At 38.0% G+C, this 21,298-nt stretch carries 20 protein-coding genes, 8 tRNA genes, 2 pseudogenes and 1 riboswitch; of the genes and pseudogenes, 2 read left to right on the top strand and 28 right to left on the bottom strand.

Going from position 1 to position 21,298, the window contains the following annotated elements; translation table 11 throughout:
- Positions 1-237: 237 nt before the first annotated feature.
- From NBRC111893_RS05770 to NBRC111893_RS05900, 28 genes and pseudogenes are all read right to left on the bottom strand, one after another.
- Positions 238-2,727: an ATP-dependent Clp protease ATP-binding subunit gene (locus tag NBRC111893_RS05770; protein ID WP_125008335.1), complete on the bottom strand. Its 2,490-nt coding sequence runs from the start codon at positions 2,725-2,727 to the stop codon at positions 238-240.
- A gap of 15 nt (positions 2,728-2,742) precedes the next feature.
- Positions 2,743-3,210: a CtsR family transcriptional regulator gene (locus tag NBRC111893_RS05775; protein WP_125008336.1), complete on the bottom strand. Its 468-nt coding sequence runs from the start codon at positions 3,208-3,210 to the stop codon at positions 2,743-2,745.
- Between the two features lie 84 nt (positions 3,211-3,294).
- Positions 3,295-3,368: transfer RNA gene (locus NBRC111893_RS05780), tRNA-Pro, on the bottom strand.
- 164 nt (positions 3,369-3,532) lie between these two features.
- Positions 3,533-3,606 (bottom strand) — tRNA-Pro (locus NBRC111893_RS05785).
- A gap of 28 nt (positions 3,607-3,634) precedes the next feature.
- A tRNA-Arg gene (locus NBRC111893_RS05790) sits at positions 3,635-3,708 on the bottom strand.
- A gap of 44 nt (positions 3,709-3,752) precedes the next feature.
- A tRNA-Gly gene (locus tag NBRC111893_RS05795) sits at positions 3,753-3,824 on the bottom strand.
- Between the two features lie 4 nt (positions 3,825-3,828).
- Positions 3,829-3,902 (bottom strand) — tRNA-Thr (locus NBRC111893_RS05800).
- Between the two features lie 16 nt (positions 3,903-3,918).
- Positions 3,919-4,000 (bottom strand) — tRNA-Leu (locus tag NBRC111893_RS05805).
- A 22-nt stretch (positions 4,001-4,022) separates the two neighbouring features.
- Positions 4,023-4,095 (bottom strand) — tRNA-Lys (locus NBRC111893_RS05810).
- Between the two features lie 3 nt (positions 4,096-4,098).
- A tRNA-Val gene (locus tag NBRC111893_RS05815) sits at positions 4,099-4,171 on the bottom strand.
- A gap of 298 nt (positions 4,172-4,469) precedes the next feature.
- Entirely contained in the window at positions 4,470-5,759 is a 1,290-nt protein-coding gene (gene serS, locus NBRC111893_RS05820) for a serine--tRNA ligase (RefSeq protein ID WP_125008337.1), read from the bottom strand.
- Between the two features lie 272 nt (positions 5,760-6,031).
- Complete coding sequence (locus NBRC111893_RS05825; protein ID WP_125008338.1) at positions 6,032-6,670, bottom strand: deoxynucleoside kinase; 639 nt, start codon at positions 6,668-6,670, stop codon at positions 6,032-6,034.
- Positions 6,671-6,753: 83 nt separating this feature from the next.
- Entirely contained in the window at positions 6,754-7,797 is a 1,044-nt protein-coding gene (locus NBRC111893_RS05830; protein ID WP_125008339.1) for a tagatose 1,6-diphosphate aldolase, read from the bottom strand.
- A gap of 135 nt (positions 7,798-7,932) precedes the next feature.
- On the bottom strand, positions 7,933-9,408 hold the full coding sequence (locus NBRC111893_RS05835) for an amino acid permease (RefSeq protein WP_125008340.1): 1,476 nt from the start codon (positions 9,406-9,408) through the stop codon (positions 7,933-7,935).
- 93 nt (positions 9,409-9,501) lie between these two features.
- Positions 9,502-9,679: riboswitch (Lysine riboswitch) on the bottom strand.
- 82 nt (positions 9,680-9,761) lie between these two features.
- Positions 9,762-10,265: a GNAT family N-acetyltransferase gene (locus tag NBRC111893_RS05840; RefSeq protein WP_125008341.1), complete on the bottom strand. Its 504-nt coding sequence runs from the start codon at positions 10,263-10,265 to the stop codon at positions 9,762-9,764.
- A gap of 42 nt (positions 10,266-10,307) precedes the next feature.
- Positions 10,308-10,994, bottom strand: a complete 687-nt coding sequence (locus NBRC111893_RS05845) for a phosphatase PAP2 family protein (protein WP_125008342.1) — start codon at positions 10,992-10,994, stop codon at positions 10,308-10,310.
- A 195-nt stretch (positions 10,995-11,189) separates the two neighbouring features.
- A complete protein-coding gene (locus NBRC111893_RS05850) occupies positions 11,190-12,530 on the bottom strand; it encodes a DUF4097 family beta strand repeat-containing protein (protein WP_230402950.1) in 1,341 nt (446 codons plus the stop codon).
- Positions 12,531-12,541: 11 nt separating this feature from the next.
- The gene (locus tag NBRC111893_RS11245) at positions 12,542-12,697 is read right to left on the bottom strand and encodes a hypothetical protein (protein ID WP_225417608.1); all 156 of its coding nucleotides are present in this window, start codon (positions 12,695-12,697) and stop codon (positions 12,542-12,544) included.
- Positions 12,698-12,699: 2 nt separating this feature from the next.
- Positions 12,700-13,011 (bottom strand): annotated as a pseudogene (locus NBRC111893_RS05860) (PadR family transcriptional regulator).
- A 123-nt stretch (positions 13,012-13,134) separates the two neighbouring features.
- Complete coding sequence (locus NBRC111893_RS05865) at positions 13,135-13,599, bottom strand: threonine/serine exporter family protein (protein WP_125008343.1); 465 nt, start codon at positions 13,597-13,599, stop codon at positions 13,135-13,137.
- Positions 13,600-13,609: 10 nt separating this feature from the next.
- Positions 13,610-14,365, bottom strand: a complete 756-nt coding sequence (locus NBRC111893_RS05870; RefSeq protein ID WP_125008344.1) for a threonine/serine exporter family protein — start codon at positions 14,363-14,365, stop codon at positions 13,610-13,612.
- Positions 14,366-14,388: 23 nt separating this feature from the next.
- Positions 14,389-15,297, bottom strand: a complete 909-nt coding sequence (locus NBRC111893_RS05875; RefSeq protein ID WP_125008345.1) for a cation diffusion facilitator family transporter — start codon at positions 15,295-15,297, stop codon at positions 14,389-14,391.
- 359 nt (positions 15,298-15,656) lie between these two features.
- Positions 15,657-15,878, bottom strand: coding sequence for a hypothetical protein (locus NBRC111893_RS05880; protein ID WP_125008346.1), 222 nt, complete (start codon positions 15,876-15,878; stop codon positions 15,657-15,659).
- A 62-nt stretch (positions 15,879-15,940) separates the two neighbouring features.
- Entirely contained in the window at positions 15,941-16,336 is a 396-nt protein-coding gene (locus tag NBRC111893_RS05885; RefSeq protein ID WP_125008347.1) for a hypothetical protein, read from the bottom strand.
- Between the two features lie 77 nt (positions 16,337-16,413).
- On the bottom strand, positions 16,414-17,004 hold the full coding sequence (locus NBRC111893_RS05890; protein ID WP_125008348.1) for a GNAT family N-acetyltransferase: 591 nt from the start codon (positions 17,002-17,004) through the stop codon (positions 16,414-16,416).
- A gap of 86 nt (positions 17,005-17,090) precedes the next feature.
- Positions 17,091-17,819, bottom strand: coding sequence for a DUF1003 domain-containing protein (locus NBRC111893_RS05895; RefSeq protein ID WP_125008349.1), 729 nt, complete (start codon positions 17,817-17,819; stop codon positions 17,091-17,093).
- A 114-nt stretch (positions 17,820-17,933) separates the two neighbouring features.
- Complete coding sequence (locus NBRC111893_RS10820) at positions 17,934-18,110, bottom strand: hypothetical protein (protein ID WP_191984827.1); 177 nt, start codon at positions 18,108-18,110, stop codon at positions 17,934-17,936.
- Positions 18,111-18,259: 149 nt separating this feature from the next.
- The gene (locus tag NBRC111893_RS05900; RefSeq protein WP_125008350.1) at positions 18,260-19,054 is read right to left on the bottom strand and encodes an RluA family pseudouridine synthase; all 795 of its coding nucleotides are present in this window, start codon (positions 19,052-19,054) and stop codon (positions 18,260-18,262) included.
- Between the two features lie 393 nt (positions 19,055-19,447).
- Between NBRC111893_RS05900 and NBRC111893_RS05905 the strand changes: the two genes are divergently transcribed.
- Together NBRC111893_RS05905 and NBRC111893_RS05910 are read left to right on the top strand one after the other, a co-directional pair.
- On the top strand, positions 19,448-20,785 hold the full coding sequence (locus tag NBRC111893_RS05905; protein WP_125008351.1) for an FAD-dependent oxidoreductase: 1,338 nt from the start codon (positions 19,448-19,450) through the stop codon (positions 20,783-20,785).
- Positions 20,786-20,975: 190 nt separating this feature from the next.
- Positions 20,976-21,298, top strand: a pseudogene (locus tag NBRC111893_RS05910) (heavy metal-binding domain-containing protein).

The raw sequence follows: 21,298 nt of genomic DNA on the forward strand, positions 1-21,298 counted from the left end.
CACAAAAATTCCAGAATCGAAATGTTACAGTTTGATTACAATTTTGCTTTTTTTTAGCAAATTCACCGGATTTTAAGCAAAAAAAATCCAAAAACAAGCTACGACTTGCTTTTGGTTTTTATGCAGGTCAACCCGGACAATAGATCGCGCCGACCATTTCGATTCACAACAAATACAACAACTAATATAACAACTTATCTAATCAATGTCAATAATTTGCTTGTCTCGAAAACTATTCTACTTTTTACCTTTAACCAAATCCTTACGTTCCGGTTTCTTAACGGAAATTGTGATTTGATCATTACGACCACCAACCGTTACTGAATCTCCTGGAACAATTTCTTTAGCTAATAGTTTAGCGCTTAAACTGTCCTCAAGCTGAGTTTGGATAGCTCTTCTAATTGGTCGAGCGCCATACTCAGGGTCATAACCATTCTTAGCAATGATATTAATAGCAGTTTTGGTTACCTTAATATCAATTCCTTGATCATGGATTCGTTTAACAACTGGTTTAGTCATTAAATTAACAATTTTAGCAAGTTCATCCTTAGTTAATGAATGGAAGATAACAGTTTCATCAATCCGGTTCAAGAACTCAGGCCTGAAGTTTTGCTTTAATTCTTCCTGAATAGTTGACTTCATTGCTTCGTAATCTTCAGTTGCTTCATCAGCACCAAAACCAACCGTCTTCTTATCACGAAGAGTTGTAGCACCTAAGTTAGAAGTCATAATAATTACTGTGTTTCTAAAATCGATCTTGCGGCCCTTAGAATCAGATAAGTAACCATCATCCAGCACTTGTAATAGTAAATTAAATACGTCCGGATGAGCCTTTTCAACCTCATCAAATAGGACAACTGAGTATGGTTTCTGCCGAACTTTTTCAGTTAATTGGCCGCCTTCATCATAACCAACATATCCAGGAGCCGAGCCAATTAATCGACTAGTTGAATACTTCTCCATGAACTCGCTCATATCAACTCTAATAATATCGTTTTCTGAGCCAAACACGGCTTCGGCGACAGCCTTAGCTAATTCAGTCTTACCAACTCCTGTTGGCCCAAGAAACATAAAGGAGCCAATTGGACGGTTAGGATCCTTAAGGCCACTTCTAGCCCGCCGAATTGATCTAGATACGGCCGAAACCGCCTCTTCTTGACCAATTACCCGCTTATGCAAAACGTTTTCCAAGTTAACCAATCGATCTGCTTCAGTTTGCGTCATTTGAGTTACTGGAATTCCAGTCCACTCAGAAACAACTGCAGCAACATCATCGGCAGTTTCTTTTGCCTTATAGCTTTGTTGTTCGTCAGAATCAGTACTTTTAGCCAATTTGGCCTCAAGGTCATTCACTTGCTTGCGCAATTTAGCAGCCGCTTCATAATCTTGAGAAAGCAATGCTTCGTTTAACTCACTATATAGTTCAGAAACTTTTTGGTGGTCCGTTTTAACCTTACCAGTTTCTAACTTATCAATTCTAACCTTGGCAGCTGCTTCATCCATCAGATCAATTGCCTTATCAGGCAAGAATCGGTCCGAGATGTATCGGTTAGAAAGTGAGACCGCTGCTTCCAAAGCCCCATCGGTAATCTCTACCTGATGATGAGCTTCATATTTAGGGCGTAATCCCTTGATAATTTCCAGCGTTTCATCAGCACTAGGTTCGTTAACCGTTACCTTGGCGAAACGACGTTCTAACGCTGAATCAGATTCAATGTATTTTTGGTATTCATCAAGCGTAGTGGCTCCAATTAATTGCAATTCACCACGAGCTAGGGCTGGCTTTAAGATGTTAGAAGCATCAATGGCACCTTCAGCGCCACCAGCACCAATTAACGTATGCAATTCATCAATAAACAAGATAATTTGACCATCTTGATAAATTTCATCAATAACTTTCTTTAGTCGATCCTCAAACTCACCACGATACTTAGTACCTGCAACTAAAGAACCCATGTCAAGCATCATTAAGCGCTTGTTTTCCATGTCTGATGGCACTTCACCGTTAACAATTTTTTGTGCCAATCCTTCAGCAATCGCAGTTTTACCAACTCCGGGTTCGCCAATTAAAACAGGGTTATTCTTGGTTCGGCGAGCAAGAATTTGGATAACCCGCTTAACTTCTAAATCACGACCAATGGTAGGATCTAGTTTATCTTCACGAGCCAACTCAGTTAGATCACGAGCCAAGGAATCAATGGTTGGTGTAGCAGAACCATCTTGCTTATTAGTTTGACCGTTTTGACGACGGTTATTTTTATTATTAGGAGATATTGAATTACCGCTCACTCCCATTTTACGTAACGTTACTTTTCTAATTTGTGCTAAATCCAAACCAAGATTAGTCAAAATTCTTGAAGACAGTGCTTCATCATCAGTTAGTAATGCTAATAAAATATGTTCAGTTCCAACTTTGGGAACTCCATTACGCTTAGCAAAGTCCCCGGCTTGAGCAAGAACTTCTTTAGCCTTTGGAGAGTACGGTAAATAATCATTCGAATCAAGATCCTTTAAAGTACCATATCCAGCAAATCGTTCTACTTCTTCAACGATATCCTCAGAAGTTACTGAAAACTGTGAAAGTGCCTTGTAGGCAATTCCGTTAGTTTCCATTAATAACCCAAGAAGTAAGTGTTCCGTTCCAATTGCTTGGTGTTTGAAACGCTTTGCCTGTTGTTGAGCTACTGAAAGAACATTCTTTGCGCTTGGTGTGAATAAATTATCCATATATACCCTCGCTTCCTAGCGGTCATACTTCAGCCGATTTAAAATTGAAATCATTATATTGGCTCGCAGTATATCCGTTAATTCATTATTGTTCAAGTCAATTGCACTTTTATCAATTGCAGAAAGAATTATACTCGCTTCTTTCCGATTGATTAATTCATTATTATATAACGTCGAAACGATGGTTTCACTATCTCTTTTAGAAAGCCCGTTCCCGATGGCGCTAATTAACGAATCTAAAATTTCAATATCATCTAGCAGATTAACCTTTTCAATTCTAATGTAGCCCCCACCGCCACGTTTACTCTCGACAATGTAACCATTTTGAATAGTAAATCGCGTATTGATCACATAATTTATCTGTGAAGGCACGACGTCAAATAAACCGGCAATTTCCGAGCGACGAATCTTAACAGTCTCATTTTCCGCTAGAATCTTTTTCAAATACTTCTCAATTAAATCTGAAATGTTTTCGTCAGCCATATAATCACCCAATCTTTGACTAATCCTGACTATTATTATACAAACTCAGCCCTAAATTGCAATTAATAACTACCAACGAAAAAATCGGGAAAACAAGATTTGAACTTGCGACCCCTACGCCCCGAACGTAGTGCTCTACCAAGCTGAGCTATTTCCCGATAAATACCAACTATTCAATTACTACCTATTATAGTAGCACATTCTTTAAATTATATTATGGAAAAACTAAACAGGACATGAAGTCTTAAGCTTCATGTCCTGCATTTTATTCATAACCAAAATCAATCATCGATAAACTAACTAATGGTTAACTTATTAACTATCGGGAAGACAGGATTCGAACCTGCGACCCCCTGGTCCCAAACCAGGTGCTCTACCAAGCTGAGCTACTTCCCGAAATATGCCAAAAATTGACATAAAAAAATGCACCCAGTAGGAGTCGAACCTACAACCTTCTGATTCGTAGTCAGACACTCTATCCAGTTGCGCTATGGGTGCAAAATAAATATATAAATGTAAGTGATGCTCCGTCCGGAGACGGAAGCGGAAGACGGGATTCGAACCCGCGACCCCCACCATGGCAAGGTGATGTTCTACCACTGAACTACTTCCGCAAAATGCCGACTAGACGATTCGAACGCCCGACCTCTTCATTACTAGTGAAGCGCTCTAACCAACTGAGCTAAGTCGGCATAAAAATGGAACAACTGCGGGCGAAGGGATTCGAACCCCCACGTCAATAGACACTAGAACCTAAATCTAGCGCGTCTGCCAGTTCCGCCACGCCCGCAATACTTCCGAAAAACCGGCAATGAGCCGTGGCAGTCTCGAACTGCCGACCCTCTGATTAAAAGTCAGATGCTCTACCAACTGAGCTAACGGCTCATATGGAGGATACAGGGATCGAACCTGTGACCTCCTGCTTGTAAGGCAGATGCTCTCCCAGCTGAGCTAATCCTCCATGATACGTTTATTAAAAATGGATGATAGAGACATCATCAACGCAACTATTAAATTATATCATCGCTATCAAACCGCGTCAATAACTAATTTCAACAATTTACTAAGTCGTCATTTCCAATTTTTCGACAAGAATTATTATAGCGTATCTTAGGTTTTTATGGGAAGCCTTTTTTAGCATTTTTTTCATTTTTATTTGCAAAGCTTAAAATCACTGCGATCTTCACATCATTAATCACGGTAAAAAACACTGACCAATAAAGGGATTGTCCCTATTAGTCAGTGCTCTTAGTTAATAATTAATTTTGTTTTTCAATCTTAGTCTTACCATGCATGTACGGTACCAACACATCCGGAATAGTAACTGTGCCGTCAGCGTTTTGGTAATTTTCTAAAATAGCAGCCACTGCTCGCCCAACAGCTAAGCCAGATCCATTCAATGTATGAATGAATTGAAGTTTGCCTTCATCGTCTCGGTATTGGATATGAGCTCGGCGTGCCTGAAAATCAGTCGTATTAGAGCAGCTAGAAATTTCTCGATAACGATTCTGGGCTGGAAACCAAACTTCCAAATCGTTGGTCTTAGCTGCGGTAAAACTCATGTCTCCTGTAGTCAAAGTAATTACGTGATATGCCAAACCTAACTTTTGTAGCAACGACTCTGCCTGGTGAGTTAAGTCTTCAAGAGCATCCCATGATTGTTCTGGCTTAGTAAACTTCACCATCTCGACCTTATTAAATTGATGAAGTCTAATTAATCCTCTGGTATCCTTACCAGCACTACCGGCTTCGGATCTAAAAGCTGGTGACAATGCCGTTACTGACATTGGCAACTTTTCCGCTGGTAATACTTCTTCTCTATGATAGTTAACCAATGGCACTTCAGCAGTTGGTATCAAAGTATATTCTCGGTCACCATCCATAGTTTCATATCCAGATTTATTTTCCTTAAACTTCGGAAATTGTCCAGTTCCAAACATTGCATCTTCGCTGACCATGTAAGGCGTTAACATTTCTTGATACCCAGCCTTAGCATTTTCATCTAAGAAGAAATTATAAACAGCCCGTTCTAGTAAAGCCCCGTCACCAACATAGTAAACAAACCGACTACCAGAAACCTTAGCAGCTCGTTCAAAATCTAAAATTCCAAGATCTTCACCAATTTCGAAGTGTTCCTTGGGTTGAAAATCATAGCTAGGAATTTCGCCAACTTTCCTCAATTCCACTGCACCCTCTTCAGTCAAACCAACTGGAACATCATCAGCTGGCACATTAGGTAAGTGCGCAATTAAATCTTTTTGGTCAGTTTCAATTTGGCGAAGTTGTTCATCAAGGCCCTTAATTTCAGCTCCAACTTCTTTCATATCGTTAATGGCGGTTGAAGTGTCTTCTTTATTGCGCTTAAGCTGTGAAATTTGTTCAGAAACTTCATTTCGCTTAGCCTTAAGTGACTCAGATTGTACAATTAATTCTCTTCGTTTGGCATCAAAAGTTAATAATTCATCGATTTTCTCTGGCTTAACATTTCTGGTTGCTAACTTATCCTTAAAAAATTGTGGATCTTTTCTAATTAATTTAATATCTAACATAACTTATCCCTCCGAAAGTATAAAAAAGGACCCCTCGTCATTGGGACGAAGGATCCTGTTCGCGGTACCACCCATGTTTTTAGCCTATATTCCAGCTAAACACTCTAAGTATGGTAACGGCATACAACCGTGCAGAATTACCTGCCCATTTTATCGTACTGGAAGTTTCGATAACAATTCTCACCAACCATTGTCTCTCTGAAATCTACTTAAAGGTACGAAACGTTTTTAACTGATTAAAGTATAACTAATCCAATGAAAGACTGCAATCATTAAATGGCTAGTTCATTGATTTTATCATCGATCAAACCAAGCACTTGCTTGCGATCACTTTCATTTTCTACAAAATCATAACGATCACCGTCAATTTGAATTTTTGGTGATTTATCATAACTATCATACCAGTTAGAATATCTAGAGTTCAAATCTTTATAGTACTCAAATAAGCTAGGATCTGTGTCAATTTGTTCATATGGTCGTCCACGCTTTTGAATTCGTTCAAGCATGGTATCAAATGAAATATTGATGTGAATCAACAAATCAGGGTTCTTTGAATGTTTAGAACTAGGCATCTCTTGCATCATATTTTGCAATAATGAATCGTAAATTTGCACCTCAGTATCAGTCGAACGTCCCAAATCTGCATTTAAATGAAATAATAACGAATCCTCGAAAATCGATCGATCCATTACACTTTGGCCATCCTGCCAAGCTTGCTTGATGTCATCCATTCTTCGATTCAAAAAATCAATTTGTAGTAAAAAAGCATACTTTTTAGGATTTTCGTAAAACAATGGCAAGATTTTATTATTATCAACCGACTCGTAGTAAGCAGGCGTGCTTAGATGGTCTGACAACATTTGTGTCAAAGACGTCTTGCCCGCTCCAATAGTTCCAGCTAACACTAGCATTATAAGTACCCCTTATTCGCAATTATTAATTAACACTATATATTGTACTATCTTAAACAAGGGTTATCAATATCTAGTATTAACTATTTCAATTCAGAGATATCTTCCACTTCAATATTGTCTAGACCGCCATACACGTCATACCATGGAATTGCCGTTTCATTAAGAATCGTCGTTAATCCAGTGACGTTTTTAGTTCCTCGATCCTTCAACCAATCAATTAATGCTTCCCGGCCGTCCTTAACAAAAATGTTAATTCCATCAATCCAAGTTGCTCGACCACTAAGAACTCCAGAGAATGGCACCTTAGCATCTCCAGCAAGTCTTAATTCTCTTTGGAACGTGTCCATCGGCACCCCAGCACTCAAGTAAATAAATGGGCGTGTAGCTTCTTCACCCATTGTCTTCATGTACTCTTGGGCCTCTGCTTCAGTATAAGCAGCCTCTTCAAGTTCAGGATTCCATTCTTTAATGTACTTAGGATTAAATGGCACTTCCATTTTCAAGACATCAATATGGTACTTATCCTGAGTGAATTCCTTCATAGACTTTATGACTAATTCCGGCTTGATCTTAGCAAATTCCAACGAATCGGCAGCATAACGATCATCATAGGTAACAACTTCAAAGAACGTTGGTACTTGGGCAGCGATTGCTTCAGTTCCATAACGTTCAGCAAATGCTCGTTTTAAATCGTTGATCTCATCAGGATCATTAGGATTATAGTAAACCAATACCTTGAGGGCGTCAGCGCCCTTTTCAATCATAATTTGAGCTGATTGTTCTGGGATCAATGCTGGTTGTCTGCCTGGAGTATCTGCATCATAACCAGTCTTTTCGTAAGACATGATTAATCCGGTTTCATCTGCCTTGGCAGCAATTCCCTTAAAGCCCATTTGTTCGTCCAATAAAACTGCTGAGCTAAGTGGACTTAAATATTCGGAAACTGTTTCCTTGAAGTCATATACCATGTTCATTGACCATAGTTTACCAGCATCTTCAGCTGCTTGCTTAGTTGCTTTTACAAGTGATCCTCGTTGGTCAATAGCTAAAGCATCAATTACCCCGTGATCATTGGTAAGTTTTAACATTCGTTCATACTTACCCTTTGAAATAAATTTTTTCATATAAATCCCCACCTTTATCATTAGATATACCAATTAGTTTCAATAATACATAAATCGGCTCAAAACGTCAACGAAAACCCTCTACAAACGCAAACTGGTCTATTCCATAACGGAATAGACAGTTTGATTAACTATTTAGTTTTGATCATTCAACTCTGAAAGATTTTGTTCTTCATTTGAAGGACTAACATCTACCTTATCAAGTGGAATAACTTTAGTATGATGCTTGAACTTGTAAGCCAAGTAAAGAATGACTACTAAAGGAACACTCATGTAAGTTACTAAAATCTGGACCCAATCAAAATTAGCAAAAGCTTGCGGGTTTTGTCCAACAATAACTAATACACATAGAATCAAGCAAAGTACTGGTCCAAATGGGAACCACTTAGCATGATATTTCAATTCAGATAACTGATGTCCTTGCTTAATGAAAGCTCGTCTGAAGCGATAATGAGAAATTGCGATTCCAAACCAAGCAATAAATCCAGTTAACCCAGATGCTGCCACTAACCACATGTAAATTTTAGGACCTGCAATACTAGAAACAAATGTTAATAATGAAACAAATGTCGTTATCAATAACGCATTGTAAGGAATTCCATTGGAACCAGTCTTACCAAGAGCCTTTGGTGCATAGCCACTATTTGACAATGAATATAGCATCCGAGTTGATGCATACATCCCTGAGTTAGCTGATGAGATAACTGAAGTTAAAATAACTGCGTTCATAATACTTGCGGCGGCAGCTAATCCAGCTCGTTGAAATACCAGTGTGAATGGACTAATAGCAATATCGCTAGCACTAGATCCTAATAGTGAATGACTAGTGTAAGGTAAGATGGCGGCAATAACTGCAATTGCTAAAATATAAAATAAGATAATCCGCCAGAACACTTCATTAATTGCTTTTGGCACACTATGTGTTGGATCCTGTGATTCACCAGCTGTGATTCCAACTAGTTCAGTTCCTTGAAATGAGAAACCAGCTACTACGAAAACTGAAATAATTGGCGAAATTCCACCAACGAATGGCGCATCTTTAATAGTAAAATTTCGAAGACCAATAAAGTGGCCACCCATGATTCCAAAAATCGTCAACAGACCTATTACCAAGAAGATAATGATTGTGACTACTTTAATCAACGACATCCAGAATTCTGTTTCACCAAATGTCTTAACTGACATTGCGTTAATTAGGAATATCAAAGCCAACGCAACTCCACTCCAAATCCAAGATGGAACGTCCGGTAACCAGAACTTCATAACTAACGCAACAGTACTAACATCAACTGCAACCGTGATTGCCCAATTAAACCAATAGTTCCAACCCATGGCAAATCCTAATGCTGGATCAACATACTTAGCTGAATAAGCAGCGAAGGATCCGGAAATTGGCATATTAGTTGCCATTTCCCCAAGACTAGTCATCAAGAAGTACACCATCAGGCCCATCAAACCATATGCAACCAAAGCCCCTCCAGGGCCAGCAACACTAATTGCTGAACCACTAGCGACAAATAGTCCCGTTCCAATACACCCACCTAAGGCAATCATCGACACATGTCGTGACTTTAGCCCCCGCTGAACCTGATCATTAGAATTATCACTCATAAAACTCTCTCCCAATCCTTCAAAGTATCATAGAGTTTCAAGTACAAAAAAAGATCTTCCTCAAGAATATTGAAGAAGACCCCTTAATTTCAACATCTTGATAGCACCCCGTAGTAAACAACTACGACAGTTCTTAACTTATTGAGTTAAGCCCCAATCAACAATCGGAAAAGCAATTGCTGATTTCGGCGAACATCCCTTTCACTTTCAATCGTCACTTCTGTTCAAGTTCCTGAAAGCTACTCTTAATGATCGCGCCTCTACTTCGAATATTTATTATTAAATTTTTACAACTGCCAGTGTACTCCTTAAAACGAATTTTGACAAATTTAATCACATTTTGTCTAATCAATTCATTTTTTACTAATTTGAAGTGACCAAATTGATTTAGCTTTTAACGCCAGTGGATCCATCAGTTGAACTTCTTCCACAAAGTTTAGTCGCTTTAATAAATCCATAGAACGTTGGTTTTCTAAAAAGACTTCCGCCTGTAGATGATCAATTCCATTCTTGGGTAGCCGTTTAATCAAAGTGTTTAACGAATTAAACATGATTCCCAGCCCCCAATAATTAGGCTCAAGATAATAACTGATTTCTCGGCCAGTATCGTCAATTTCACCTTCATCAATCAGTATTTCGTTGAATAAGATTCCGCCGACAACTTGACCTGATCTCTCAATTGCATATTCATCGGCCATCGCAAGTTCTTGCACAAACATCTTATTGGTAAACTTGCTCAACGATTCACCGAGTCCCTGAATAATCTCAGGTCTATTACGTAATTCCACTACTATTTCTTGGTCAGAATTATCCATTGGCCTGACTAAAATATCATGCATTGTGAATTTTTCAATCATTAATTGTCACCACCCGATAAAAAAAGAGGCGTCATCCGCCTCTTAGATCTTTGAATTTGAAATAAAGTTAATTTGCTTTAAGTTCGGAGCATATAACGAGTACAAAATTTCAGCTAATTGTAACCAAGTATAAGCAACAAAGCCTGCTCCAATAGTATCAGTCGGATAATGAGCGTTTAAATACACCCGTGAAAACATGACTAACATTAACCCAATTATTAGAATTGCTCTAATCAATATTCGAACACTTGCCTTGCCAATTAGTGGTACTACAAATATCCAAATTATTGCCAACACAATGAATGCACCTAATACGTGACCACTAGGAAAACTATAGCCATCATCAGTAGCCATATGTAATGGTGGACGATCACGTTTAACGACATTCTTAATTATAAAACCAATCACGTCAGCGCCACCTAGTGTAAAGATTGCAAACAAGGCCGGAATTTTGTATTTGAATCCCCATAAGAAAAACGCAATTATCAAAATCCAAAAGATATCCATCTTAGGACTAGCTAAAAATGAAATCATCGTGTAAAAGCCTTCTAGTGGCTGACTGACAGCCTTTCCTTGAATCCCTGTGGTAATCATTGAATCAAGAAACTGAAGATAATCAAAATTCATTGATACTGAAACTGCAATAAATGCCGTTAGCAAAAAGCTAACAATTAATTTAGCCCATCGATTATGATCAGGTTCGATAAACATATAATCTTCGTCATACATTTAAAAACAATCCTCTCTTAACATATACTAACGTTGAGTATATCACAGTTAATCACTATGTTTGATACCTCAAAATTGATTTATCATTCTTTTAATTAAATTGATCAAGAAAATCAGATATTTTTACAAGCATTTACTTTTAATTACCATCACTTTTTAACAGTTATGTCACCATCATTGAGTTTAATTTATAAGTTACTTTACTATGCTTAGCGGACTGACGACTGTTTTTCGTCCAAAAATTGCTAAGTCACCATCTAGTGTCTTAGCCTTGATGTTTATTAGCTTCGGATTAACACCTGCAATTAAGATATCACCGTCTTGAGAACTTGCCGTCATCTTACGATTAAACTTACTATCGTTAATCGTGATGTCTCCATCGCCACTTACGGCTCTCAGCTCACTAAACACCGAGCCCTTAATATCAATATCGCTATCGTTAGCTGTTATTAAGCTTTTATTAGCAGTAAAACTACTATGTTCCACATAAATATCACCATCTGACATCGTTGCCTCAACATTTGGTGCAGTAACTCGGGACAACGTAACATCTCCACTACTATCAAGCGAAAGTTTATGCTTAACGTTGACTTGATTTAAATTGACCTCAGCATCACCATTTAGCGAAATTTGATTAACATTCAGGTGATCAATTGAAATAGAATCTGATGAATTTCCTGAAACAGATTTTAAGGACAGCTTATTAGGCACGGTCACTTGAACCAAATTTCTGCGAGTATTGAGGACTGGATGTAATTCAAATCCTATTGAATTACGTTCATTGACATTATTATTTATTTTCAAAACTTTGTTAGCTGAATCCTTATGAATTTTAATACTGCTTATATAATGAACCCTAACTTGTCTGACGTTTCCCTTTTTAATAATTATCGGATCATCAGACTGAAGCTTAATTGAATCGACATTCGGAAAGCTCTCGGTTACATATTTAGAATTATCGATTCTAAATCCACCATTTTGCCAATAAATATTTTTACTGCCTCCCTTGGAATATCCTAGGCCAAATAAAAAGGTCCCTACGATTACCAAAACCACTCCAGTAATTAGCATTTTTTTCATTGGTAATCCTCCTATTTTTCGTCCCCGATTTTTCGGTACCACTTTACTGTATATCCACTTTGAAATGGTAGAAGTTATGTGAATAACTAAATCTATAAACCATTTGCCAATAGGAACCGCCACTGTAAATATTCCCAAAACTGCTAATCCGATTCCTAGATAATACATTCCCGTCCACAAACTGGCCGGAAGTAACGTAACCCCAGCAAATAGCGATCCAAATGCCATAACTACTAATCCAATTAGCATCATTGCCAGTCCAAAAATGATTCCTACTACCGCAATAATCACCCCAATACCAACAAGAACCAACGCAATTGCTAAGGGAATCGTAACTGGTGTCGATAGTAATGCTAAGACAATTAACCATATCGTTTTGGCATCTGACTTAGACTTTTTGACACGTTTATCATTATCAGTAACAGATTCATTTTCTTTAATTGAATAGTCAGCCAAAATTTTTCTAGCTAATTGTTTGGGTAATCCAAGTTCACTAACCGCGGCATCATAATCTTTAAAGCCACCATCCTGTAAATATTCACGGTAAAATCCACTGCATTCTGTCGTTCATCCATTGATAAATTATGTAGATATGATGTTAGTTCATCAATATATCTATCCATATTTACTCACTTCCCCCTAGTAATAGATCAACTTGCGTTTTAAAAGTTGTCCATTCATTTTTTTATTTTTTCAAATCGTTCTTTACCTTGAACCGTAATCCGGTAATAACGTCGATTTCGACCTTGATATGGTTCGTCGTAAGTTTCTAAAAATCATTCTTGGTCAGCCTTCTCAAGACCGGATACATTGTAGATTCCGATACAGGTAAATATTCCTGCACCTTTTGTGTCAACGAATATCCGTAATAATCGGCTTCTTTAAGTAGCGCTAATACACTGCCATCTAATAATTCTGACGTTATTTGAATTGCCATACTATCACCTCTGTAATACTATACATCATATAATATACTTTTAAATATATCATAACGATTAATTTGTGCCTGGTCAACCCACAAAAAAGAGTGAGACAAATGTCTCACTCTTTTTAAATTAGCTTATCTACGTTTAACTCGCCTCAGGCGTATGGCCCGTCGCACTTTATTATCAATTTTCAGGCATAGTTCGGCGACAATAAAGCCTAACGCAATCGAACCAGCAATCCAAATTACCTCGGACAAGTACGAGAAGGCTGCCTCATAGTGACCAGTTGCAAAACTCTTGATTGAATTATAAGCCTGGCCTCCTGGGACCAAAGGAACTAATCCTGGAACATCAAATAAAATAGCTGGCATTTTTTTAATTCTAGCAAACACGATCGAGCAGACCCCAATCGTTAAGCCACCTAGGAAGTTGGCCGACCCAAGGCCACCATTAACCTGCATCATCATATAATAAACTAACCACCCAATCACTCCAACAAATCCAGCAGAGTTGAGGGCCTTATGTGGCAGGTTAACGATAATGCCAAACCCAACCGCGGCTAAGTACACACATACTATTTTAACGATAAAATCTGTCATGAATTACTCCTCAGAAAAAATGTAGACCAATTGCAACTCCGAAGCCTAATGCGCAAGCACTAATCAAAGCTTCAATTCCACGAGCTGGGCCACTGATTAAATTACCAGACAAAGCGTCACGAACCGCATTGGTTATAGGAATTCCCGGCACTAAAGGCATCATTGCGCCAATGATAATATCATCGGATTGCGACCCAATACCTAATCTAACTGAAATAATTGCGGCAGCTGCAATCACAACCGCAGCTATAAATTCACTTAAAAATCTAATTCTAATGTAAATACTCAAAAAATAATAAATCGACCAGCCAAGCATACCAACGATTCCCGTAATTATTAAATCCGTTGGATCATTACGAAACACCACCACTAACGGTCCTGAAATCAGAGCGGCCCCCAGCATCTGTAGCCATATAGGAAATCGATTTATAATATCGTCGATGTGCTTCAATTGATAATTAAATTTATCGATATCAATCTTATGATTGGCAAAATCTCGGGATAGTTCATTAACCTTCGCAACCTTTTCCATGTCAAATTCCCGTTTTTCAATCTGACCTACCTTAGCCCCAGCTCCATTACTACCAGACATGATAATTCCCGTTAACGTTACGTATGCAGAGACATCTGGCAAGCCGGCATTAACCGCAATCCGGTTAATCGTATCGTTTACTCGATTCATTTCAGAACCACTTTCAATCATTATTGTACCGGCTAATACACAAGTATCAATCACGCGCTGTTCATATTCATCAAATTTTGCCAATTTATACTCTCCAATATTGAAAATTAAATATCTTCACCTTGATCATAAATAATGTCTTCATCTTTTCCCCGATCAGCTTCAGCCTGAATAGTAATATGACAAATATCATATTTTTGTCTCAATACCGCTTCAATCTCCCGATAAATCGGCTGAGCTTCACTGATTTTCATATCATGTAAATTAACGTGTGCTGAAAACACAATATTATGTTCATCGATTAGCCAAGCGTGAACATGATGGACATTGTAGACCCCGTCAATTTTTAACAAGTCATTCTTGATCTGTTCGTAATCAAGTTTTGGAGCCCCTTCCATCAAAATTCGGTTGGTCTGACGAATAATTGGCCAGGATTCATATGCAATATACCCAGCTACTAAAATCGTAACCAACGGATCAACCCAGTTCCAATGAAAAATTTGAATCAAAATACCACCAACAATAATAGCCACTGATGATAGGGCATCACTCATAATGTGTAGATAAGTCGCCTTCATATTAAGATTATGCTTAGCCCCTGAATTCAGTAATAAAGCTGAAGCGGCATTTGCCAATAGACCGATTACTGCCACGGTCAACATCACTGGCCCATCAATTGGTTCAGGATGTGAGAATCGTCTCACGGCCTCAACAATCAAAATAAGACAAATGATTACCAAGGCAATCGAGTTTAAAAACGCCGTAATGATCTGCGCCCGTTTATAACCATATGTATTACTTTCATCCTGATTTCTCAAACTAATTCGACTAGCCGCGTAACTTATGACAATGGACAAACTATCTCCTAAATTATGAAAGGCATCAGAAACCAACGATAAACTTCCAGAGAAAATTCCACCAATAAATTCGGCAATTGTTATCAACACATTTAGGACTGTGACCACAAAAAACCTGCTTCTGGACATTTCTTCGTGATTGTGACTATGTTCAATCATATTAATCACTCCAATCTAGACATCATTATCTCATTGATGAAGTGACAATTCCATACTCACTATCAATAATCTTGCCAAACAAAAAAGGCTAGGACAAATGTCCTAGCCTTCCTTGGAGGGAACCCTACACCTTGCTTTTTTAATTAAATTACACTCCGTTCATAATCGAATCCTGACTCAGCTTAAGCTGAGTACTCAAAGTGCTTTGCTCGCACGCTAAATTCATTATCATGTTCTTAAAAAGTTACAATCCAACATTAGTCTACAAACGACAATCCAATTAATTCAACAATGGTGGTGTAAGGTTCCCCCTATAATTAGGGTAGCATTCCCCAACCAAATTAACAATTGAAACGCTCTTAAGGGTGGCAACGTTTGAGAACTGTTTTTAGTTCTGACATTGGGGTCCCAGTCTCAAGAAAACTGTCAATGGTATTAAGCCAGAATCGATCAGTATCATCTAAGACAACTGCTTGGCTTTCGGCAGTCAAATGACCAATCAAACCATTTTTAGCATATGTTTCAACTGACGCCATTTCAACATCGTAGCGGTGCGCAAATTCACTAATTGATAATTCCATTTCTCTTCTCCAAATTTTAAAATACCAGAATATTCTAACAAATTTGGAGCGAAAAGCAATCCCTATTCAATCATTCGCCAATTTCCTTCGGCCGCTTTTGAGATTTGATTTAAAAAGTGTAGTACACTTTTGGACCTAGTCTCGTTATGCTCGTTCAGCAAGTTGAGCCCTTCACCAGTGATCATGGGTTCACTAAGCGAAAAACCATCTGCTGATTGATTGCCAGTTGAAAACGCCATTACCGTGTTACCATCATCAATTTCGGTGATAATAAAGAACATGCTAAAATCATCATCTTCTTTCATGTAAGCCGGCATGGCCCAAATGCCATCAGCAATTTCGATTAACTCCTCATTTTCATACCGATAATCACGGTGGTTCTTTTTGGTAATTTTTTTATCAAGTACAAACATCATTTTGGCAAACGCAGCGTCACCCATTTTAATATCATCTTTCATTGTCATTCATCCTTTCAAAATTAAAAAGGAGCGAAAAGATTCTATTACTTAATCTCTTCACTCTTTTACCTATTAGTTTAAGCAAACGAAAGGTCAGGAACTACAGCTTCACGCTGCATATGATAATATCGATGATCACCGATCATTTGAATACCAACATCCTTGAATCCTTTTCGCTCATACAATTTTTTGGCATTAGGATTTTCAAAATCAACGTTTAATCCAATTACTGATTCACCATCATTTTCCGCCATTTTGGGAATAGCGTTCAATAGTTTCGAACCAATTCCCATCCCTTGATAATCGGGGTCGACCGCAATCGAATCCAAGTACCATTCGTCAGAATTAGTCTCTGAGTCAGAAATCAGTGGTTGATCAAATTCAGCACAGTTTTTAGATAAGTCGTACAGAACTTGGTTAACAGCATCTTCGTTATCACTTGGATAACCAAATGCCACTCCCACAACTTGACCATCGGCCTCGGCCACCACAGTGGTTGCTTTTTCACCCAGATATTCATCTGTTTGATAAGCACCTGTGATGACCTTCTCTAATCCAGGTTCGGGAACGTCTTCAAGTTCACTCAATTCCATCTCATCATAAATAATATCTATCAGCGGCGCTATCTGACCAGCGTCATCTTGCTGTGCTTCTCTAATGGTTATCAAAAAATCCTCCTAAAATTAAATCATTCATCATAGTCATAAGCAAAAGGATACCTATAATGGTTAAATTTGTCAAAAACTAACTCCGATTAATCATTTTCTTTATCCTTTTGTAAAGAATCAATCTCGCTTCTAATTTGTCCTAAAATCTCGATCTCTAACTTTTGGATTTCCAAAGTATGGGGAATCTGATTCTGGGCCAAGTTATCAAGTTTCGCATGCAAAATTCTTAGTTCGTGTTCCGACTTCAAATTAACATGATAATCATTTTCTGAATTCATTCGATCGCGATCAGCTGCTCGGTTCTGACTCATCATAATGATTGGTGCTTGAATGGCAGCAATACAACTTAATGCTAAGTTAAGTAAGATAAATGGAAACGGATCAAAATGAACTCCAAATAAACTCAACCCGTTAATTAGCATCCAAACAATCAACACTAATGAAAATATTAAAATAAATCCCCAGCTACCACCAAATCTGGCAACCGCATCCGATACTTTTTGTCCCATGGTTAAACTCTTATTCAACGTATCATTGACATCGATAATGTCATAATCATCGCTTTGCATCGCTTTAGTTAACCGCCGATTAATCTTATTAGTTTGTTTAACATCGGCATTAATTAAACCGTCCACCCGCATCAGTTGATATTTAAGTAAATGATGATCACAAATAAAGTCCGTTACCTTCGCCTCAGGATAATCACCCTTAATCAAATTCCTAACGGCTGGATCGAGCTCTCTAAGTAATCGGCCATCTGTGATTGGATGAGTCCGGTGGTCAACGATACACGCTACTTGTTGTTCTTGTTCCATCAAAATTCCTCCCAAAAATATCAGTAAAAAAGTCCTACCGATATTATATCAGTAAGACTTCTACGATCATTAGAATTTTAAAAACTAGTTAGTCGCCAACATCATAACAGTTAATTATGCCTTTACTAAATCTTGCTTAGCATCTAGAAGTGCAGCCTTCAAGGCACGGATATGCTCTGCAGTTCCTTCATCATGCTTGGATGCATTCATCCAAGTTAACACACTTAAGTTAGTTTCCATTTCAGCAATAATTTTTTGAATAGCCTGGTCAGATTCCCCATTGGTAGACATGTCTAGTCTCCTCCTAATATTTGATAACGATATCATAACCGATATTTCGCTTTATCTCAACCCAAATGGCCCACTTTTCATACTTTTATAATTTTTTCACATAGTAATCAATTTAACCCTATGCTTATAGGCTTTTAAATGAGAGTAACCTAATCAAAATACTGTTTCATGTCACTTGGAAGATCCACATTAAATTTCAATTCTTTATTAGAGAACGGATCAATAAATGATAGCTTGGCAGCATGTAATGCTTGCCGGTCAATCCCTAATTCCATTGGTCCTGAATATAGTTCATCTCCGATCAAGGGATGCCCGATTGATGCAAAGTGTACCCGAATTTGATGAGTCCTACCAGTATGCAAGACAACTCTCACGGTCGTGTAACTTTTACTATCACTAATTTTCCAATATTCCGTTCTAGCTGGTTTTCCATCATCAGAAATCATTTGACCAAAGCCAACATCTCGTTTAGCAATTGGCTTATCGATTTCCGCATGGTCTGATAATCCAGTACCAGATACTACAGCAACATATTCTTTAAAAATTTCTTTTTCATCCATTAACACATTTGCAAGACTGTTAGCCAGTCGATGCTTAGCCACTAACACCACGCCACTAGTGAATCGATCTAATCTAGTAATGATGTGAGGAACTAAGTTTTCTTCATGATTTTCCAACCAGTGGCCTTTAACTCGATTAACTAATGTATCCGTTCGGTTAGCCGGACCTGGAACAACTGTTAGGCCAGCAGGTTTGTTAACCACTAACCAGTTTTTGTCTTCATATAAAACATCTAATTCAGCATCACTAGCCGGAACGTCCAGATCACCTTGTTCTGGTGGAAATCTAACGCTCACGACATCCCCTTCGCTAACTCTAGCATCTGAGACTGGCCGGTTGTTCAGATAGAATTTTCCATCACCATCTCGAAGGTCCTTATACATTCGATGACTAATACCAACACTATTTAGAAATTTTCTTAATGTTTCAGTTGGACCTTGGTTATATTCAAATCGATTTTCATCTATTATTTTCCTTGCTTCCCGGTTTAAATTTAAAATTAATTTTAATAACTGATTGCGAGCGTAATTATATCACAGTTCCTGATTGGACAACTGGGGCTTAATATTTCGATTAATTTTATAAATTAACATTGTGCACAATTTTTTTGTAGACGTTTAAACCCCAATTGCCTCTAAGTGTGAATGATAATTTATTAATTCACAAGACAGGCTTCTTTGAAAATTAGGCTTTAATGCGCTTACATTTAGATATATAATGAATATACAAGTTCATTTGTGAACTGATTAATTACCTATTTTGGGGAGGAATTTAAAATGAAAATTGCTGTAATTGGTTGTACTCACGCTGGTACCTTTGCAATCAAAACTGTCTTAGCTGAACATCCTGATGCCGAAGTAACGGTTTATGAAAAGAATGACAACATCTCATTTCTTTCATGTGGAATTGCCCTTTATCTTGGGGGAGAAGTTAAGGACCCACAAGGATTATTTTATTCAAGTCCTGAAGAACTTAGCAAACTTGGCGCAACCGTTAAGATGCAACATTCAGTTGAAAGCGTTGATCCCGATAAAAAAGAATTAACTGTTAAAAATCTCGAAGACAACACTGAATTCACTGATACTTACGACAAGTTGGTGGTTACCAGCGGTTCATGGCCAGTTATTCCTCCAATTCCTGGAGTAGATAATAAGAACGTTTACCTTTGCAAAAACTATGGTCACGCTAAAGCCTTATTTGAAAAAGCCAAAGATGCTAAACGGATTATTGTAATTGGTGCTGGTTATATTGGTGCCGAACTGGCTGAAGCTTATAGTAAGAGCGGTCACGATGTTACCTTACTCGATGGTGCTGATCGTGTAATGCCTAAGTATTTTGATAGCGAATTTACTGATGTCATTGAACAAGATTTCAGAGATCACGGTGTAACCTTAGGATTAGGTGAAAAAGTTCAAGAAATTTCTGGCGATGACGTTGCCACTGTTAAAACAGATAAGAACAGTTATGAAGCTGATTTAGTTGTTCTATGTGTTGGCTTCAGACCAAATAACGACTTAGTAAAAGGTAAGTTAGATATGACTGATAACGGGGCTTTAATCACTAATGATTATATGCAAACTTCAAACCCTGATATCTATGCTGCTGGTGATAGCGTGGCTGTTCACTACAACCCTACTCACGGATTAGCTTATATTCCATTGGCTACTAATGCGGTTCGTCAAGGAATCTTAGTTGGTAAAAACATTGAAACCCCAACCGTTAAATATATCGGAACCCAATCATCATCAGGATTGAAGTTATACGATCAAATCATGGTTTCAACAGGATTAACCCTAGATTCTGCTAAACGTGCTGGCATCAATGCCGACCGAGTTGTGGTTAAAGATAATTACCGTCCAGAATTCATGCCAACCACCGCTGAAGTCTTAATGTCCTTAGTTTACGATAAGGACAGCCGTAAAATTCTTGGCGGTTCATTGATGAGTACTTACGACATTTCTCAATCAGCTAATACATTGTCAGTATGTATTCAAGATGGTGATACCATTGATGAATTGGCAATGGTCGATATGCTATTCCAACCACAATTTGACAGACCATTCAACTACCTCAACATTTTAGCTCAGGCTGCTCAAGCCAAAGCTGACAAATAATTTAATCGGCTAATTATTAAAATTTAATTTTGTAAACCATTTTTGAAAACGTTATAATTAAGCTGCATCGTGATAAGGATCTTTTTCAACCACATGAAAAACCTAATTTCGATGTTTGCCCCACCGATCACGCAAATTGCTTAGGTTGGTGGGGTTTTCTATAGAATCTTTATAACTAAGGAGAATTCATATGGCAGATAATTTTATCGTTACAACAACTGAAAATATTCCAGGTAAAGATTACGAAGTAATTGGTGAAGTCTTTGGACTAACCACTCAATCAAAAAACGTGGTTCGCAATATCGGCGCAGGTTTAAAAAACATCGTTGGTGGCGAAATTAAAGACTACACTAACATGCTAGAGGAAGCTCGAGACGTTGCTGTTAATCGGTTACGTGATAACGCCAAAAAATGGGTGCTGATGCAGTTGTCATGATGCGTTTCGACTCAGGTTCTATTGGTACTGATATGCAATCCGTCGCTGCTTATGGCACGGCAGTTAAATTTAAATAG

This window comes from Lentilactobacillus kosonis (assembly GCF_003864335.1).
Classification (GTDB): domain Bacteria; phylum Bacillota; class Bacilli; order Lactobacillales; family Lactobacillaceae; genus Lentilactobacillus; species Lentilactobacillus kosonis.